At 68.2% G+C, this 5131-nt stretch carries 2 protein-coding genes; both read left to right on the top strand.

Going from position 1 to position 5131, the window contains the following annotated elements:
• On the top strand, positions 1–3863 hold a 3863-nt coding region (locus HFRIS_RS24225; RefSeq protein ID WP_006465667.1), incomplete at its 5' end, for a cobaltochelatase subunit CobN.
• Positions 3860–5131: magnesium chelatase ATPase subunit I (locus tag HFRIS_RS24220; RefSeq protein ID WP_006465666.1), on the top strand; the 1272-nt coding region annotated here is incomplete at its 3' end. The genes HFRIS_RS24225 and HFRIS_RS24220, both read left to right, overlap by 4 nt.

The following is a 5131-nucleotide window of genomic DNA, read 5'->3' as shown; positions in this document are numbered from 1 at the left end:
TGCTACGCGTGGCGCGTGCCGAGGGCCGGCAGCTGATCCTGCTGTCCGGCACCGGCGAGCCCGATGCCGAACTGGCCGCCGCCTCCACCGCGCCGGTCGATGCGCAGCAGCAGGCGCTGGCCTATTTCAACGGCGGCGGCAGCGTCAACCTGGCGCAGATGCTGCGCTGCCTGTCCGACCGCCTGCTGCTGAGCGGCTATGGCTATGCACCGGCGCAGGCACTGCCCGAACACGGCCTCTACCATCCCGACCTGGAGCAGGACGCCGGCATCGCCGACTGGCTGACCCTGCGCGCCCGCGCGCCCGCCGGCAAGCCGGCCGTGGGCATCATCTTCTACCGGGCGCACTGGCTCTCGGGCAATACCGGTTTCATCGACGCACTGGTGGCCGCGCTGGAAGCACGCGGCCTGGACGTGCTGCCGGTGTTCACGTCCTCGCTGCGGGTGTCGGCCGCCAGCGGCGCCGCCTTGCCTCCCGCGCTGCAATACTTCGGCGCCGGCCAGGTGGACCTGATCATCAACACCACCTCTTTCGCCATGGGCGAGATCACCGCCGGTGGCATCACTCCGGCCGGCTGGTCGGTCTCGGTACTGGAACAGCTGGATCTGCCGGTACTGCAAGCCATCACCAGCGGCATGACGCAGGACCAGTGGCAGCATTCCACGCGCGGCATGAACCCGCTGGACGCCGCCATGAACGTGGTGCTACCCGAGTTCGATGGCCGCATCATCGGCGTGCCGCTGTCCTTCAAGGAAGTCACCGACAGCGGCGTTGTGCAGTACCGGGCGCTGCCGGACCGCGTGCATCGCATCGCCGGCCTGGCGCAGCGGCTGGTGCGCCTGCGCACCACACCCAATGCGCACAAGCGCATCGCCTTCATCTTCACCAATTCCAGCAGCAAGGCCGCGCAGATCGGCAATGCCGTCGGGCTGGACGCACCGGAGTCCTTGATGGCCGTGCTGCGCGCCCTGCAGGCCGACGGCTACGCTATCGCCGACCTGCCGGCCAGCGGTACCGCGCTGATCCATGAACTGGTGGACCGCTGTTCCTACGACGACATCCTGCTCACCGAAGACCAGTTGCGCCGCGCCGCCGCCCGCATTCCCGCCGCCCGTTACGCGCAATGGTTCGCGGCCTTGCCCTCGGCCCTGCAAGCCAGGATGGAGCGCCAGTGGGGCGCCGCGCCCGGCCAGGCCTATGTGCATGAGCAGCACCTGGCCATCGCCGGCCTCGACCTGGGCCATGCCTTCGTCGCCCTGCAGCCGCCCCGTGGCTATGGCATGGACCCGGACGCCATCTACCACCAGCCCGACTTGCCGCCCACCCATCACTACTACGCCCTGTACCGCTGGCTGGACGAAGAATGGGGCGCCGACGCCATCGTCCACGTCGGCAAGCACGGCACGCTGGAATGGCTGCCCGGCAAGGGCGTGGGCCTGTCCGAGGAGTGCTTCCCCGATGCGCTGCTGGGCGACCTGCCGCTGTTCTATCCCTTCATCATCAACGACCCCGGCGAAGGCTCGCAGGCCAAGCGCCGCGCCCACGCCGTGGTGGTAGACCACCTGACGCCGCCGATGACCACCGCCGACAGCTATGGCGCGCTGGCGCAGCTGACGCAACTGGTGGACGAGTATTACCAGGTGGAAGTGCTGGACCCCGCCAAGCTGCCGCTGCTGCAGCAGCAGATCTGGGAACTGGTGCGGCAGACCAATCTGGATACCGACCTGCAGTACAAGCTGCTGCATCACGACCACGACCATGATCATGACCACGATCACGACCATGGACATGCTCACCACCATCATCACCATCACGCCCATGGCGATCACGATCACGACCACCCGCACGAAGACGGCGAACTCCCGCACGCCCTGACCGAACTGGACGGCGCCGGCGTGGCCCACCTGATCGAGGATCTGGACGGCTACCTCTGCGAACTGGGCGCGGCGCAGATCCGCGACGGCCTGCACATCCTCGGCCGCATGCCCGATCAGGCGCAGATGCCCGACATGCTGGTGGCCCTGGTCCGCCTGCCCAACCAGGATCTGCCGGGCCTGCAGGAAGAGGTGGCACGGTTGTTCGGCCTGTCGCTGGACATGCTGCTGGAACACAAGGGCCGTCGCCTCAACATCGACGACGCCCTGGCCCGTTGCGCCGGTCGCGCCATCGTCACCCGCGCCGATGCGCTGGAGGCCATCGACGCCCTGTGCCTTGCGCTGATGCAGGCTCTGCAGCAGCAGAACTTCGCCGTCCACTCCATCGACAGCGTACTCAAGACCGTCTTCGCCGCACTGGAGCAGGCCAGTCCCGAGCAGCGACCGCGCCTGCAACCCGCCCTGGGCAAGAGCGCCGGCAGCGTGCTGGGTGGCATGCGCGCGCTCGCACGTCCGTCGGCTGCGCCGGTGAAGCGGGCCACGCCCCCCGCCGCGCACACGACGCTGGACCAGGCCAGCGGACTGCGCCGCGTGCTGGCCTTCGCCTGCGAGCAATTGGTGCCGCGCCTGCACCAGACCAGCGAAGAGATCGGCAACCTGCTCAGCGGCCTGCGTGGCGGCTACATCCCGGCCGGCCCCAGCGGTTCGCCCACGCGCGGCATGGCGCATATCCTGCCCACCGGCCGTAATTTCTATTCGGTCGATCCGCGCAGCGTCCCGTCGCAATCGGCCTGGCGCGTGGGTCAGCAACTGGCGCGGGAAGTGCTGGCGCGCCACCATCGCGAAAGCGGCGATTACCCCGAGAGCGTGGCCATCAGCATCTGGGGTACCAGCGCCATGCGCACCCACGGCGACGATGTCGCCCAGATTCTGTCGCTGATGGGCGCACGCCCGCTCTGGCGTGCCGGCAACCGGCAGGTGGCCGGGGTCGAACTGGTGCCGCTGGAAGAATTGCAGCGCCCGCGCATCGACGTCACCACCCGTATCAGCGGCTTCTTCCGCGACGCCTTCCCGCAGTTGATCGAACTCATCGACGACGCCGTGCAACTGGCCATCGCCGCCGACGAGCCGGAGCACATGAACTTCGTGCGCAAGCACTACCTGCGCGACCTGCAGCAGGGCCTGCAAACCGGGCTGGGCCAGGCCGAGGCCGCCACCCAGGCGGCCTACCGCGTCTTCGGCGCCAAGCCCGGCAGCTACGGCGCCGGCATCCTGCCCCTGATCCAGGAAAAGAACTGGCAGGACCAGGCCGATTTCGCCGAGGCCTACATCAACTGGGGCGGCTTCGCCTATGGTCGCAAGGTGCAGGGCGCCGACCAGCGCGAGGCCTTCCGCCAGCGCCTGGCCGGGGTGCAGGTGGCCCTGCACAACCAGGACAATCGCGAGCACGACATCTTCGACAGCGATGACTACCTGCAGTACCACGGCGGCATGATCGCCACCATCCGCGCCCTGTCGGGCCAGCAGCCGCGCCATTACTTCGGCGACAGCCATGACCCGCAACGCGCCGCCGTGCGCGACCTGAAGGAAGAAACCCTGCGCGTCTTCCGCGCCCGGGTGGTCAATCCCAAGTGGCTGGCCAGCATCCGTCGCCATGGCTACAAGGGCGGCCTGGAACTGACGGCCACCGTCGATTACCTGTTCGGCTACGACGCCACCGCCCAGGTGCTGGACGACTGGATGTACCAGCAACTGGCCGAGACCTATGGCTTCGACCCGGCCATGCGTGAATTCCTGGAACAGGCCAACCCCTGGGCCCAGAACGCCATTGCCGAGCGCCTGCTGGAGGCTGCCAGCCGCGGCATGTGGCAAGAGCCCGATGCACAGACACTGGAGCGACTGCGCGCCCTCTACCTGCACAGCGAAACCCTGCTCGAAGCCCGTGGCGAAACCGTGCGTGGTAGTGAACACACCAAGGACATGCAATGAGCGCGGCCCACCACCATCCCGGCTATCCCTTTTCAGCCATCGTCGGCCAGCCCCTGCTGAAAGAAGCACTGCTGCTGTGCGCCGTCGATCCCGGCATCGGCGGCGTACTGGTGCGCGGCGACAAGGGAACCGCCAAGAGCACCGCCGCACGCGGCCTGACCCAGGTGCTGCCGGCCATCCTGCGCAAGCCCGGTTGCGCCTTCAACTGCGCGCCCGGCCAGCCCGCTGCGGCCTGTGCGGTCTGCAGCACGCAGGAGCCACCCACCGCCACGCTGGCCGAGGTTCCCTTCGTCACCTTGCCGCTGGGCGCCACCGAAGACCGCGTACTGGGCTCGCTGGACCTGCAACTAGCCCTGCAGGGCGGCCAGCGCGCCTTCCAGCCGGGGCTGCTGGCAGCGGCCCATCGCGGCATCCTCTATATCGATGAAGTCAACCTGCTGGCCGATCACCTGGTCGATGTCCTGCTGGACGTGGCCGCCATGGGCGTCAATGCGGTACAGAGAGAAGGGCTGTCGGTCAGCCATCCGGCGCGCTTCACCCTGATCGGCACCATGAACCTGGAGGAGGGCGACCTGCGCCCGCAACTGCTGGACCGCTTCGGCCTGATGGTGGAAGTGACGGCGCCCACCGACAAGTCAGTACGCGCCGAGGTGGTGCGCCGACGCATCGCCTACGAAGCCGACCCGCAGGCCTTCACCAGCCAGTGGCAGGAACAGCAGGATGCCCTGCGCGCCCAGGTGGCCCAGGCCCAGCGCCTGCTGCCCGGCGTGGCGCTGGACGACGCCATGCTGGAACTGATCAGCCATCTCTGCTGCGAGTTCGAGGTGGCCAGCCTGCGCGCCGACATCGTCATGCACAAGACCGCCCGCGCCATCGCCGCCTTGCAGGCCCGCGCGCGCGTGACGCCCGACGACGTGCGCGCCGCCGCCCTCCTGGTGCTGCCACACCGCCGTCGCCGCAAGCCTTTCGAACAGAGCGGCATGGACCAGGACAAGCTCGACGATCTGGTCGATCAGGCGCGACAGGCGCAGGGGGAAAGCCAGGGGCAGGGCAGCGCAGGCGCACCACCCGATACCGCCCCGGATGAACAGGAAGGGCAAGAACCGCAGGATCAAAAGGATCAGCAAGAGCAGCAAGAGCAGCAAGAACAACAGAATGGAGAAGGCGAGGGTGCCCAGCAGACCTTCGCCATCGGCACCGCCGGTCCGGCCCGCAAGATCAGCGTGGTCACGCCCACCACGAGCTTTTCGACCTCCTCGGCCAGCGGT

Source organism: Herbaspirillum frisingense GSF30, assembly GCF_000300975.2.
Taxonomy (GTDB): domain Bacteria; phylum Pseudomonadota; class Gammaproteobacteria; order Burkholderiales; family Burkholderiaceae_D; genus Herbaspirillum; species Herbaspirillum frisingense.
This window is presented reverse-complemented; position numbering and strand designations above follow the sequence as displayed.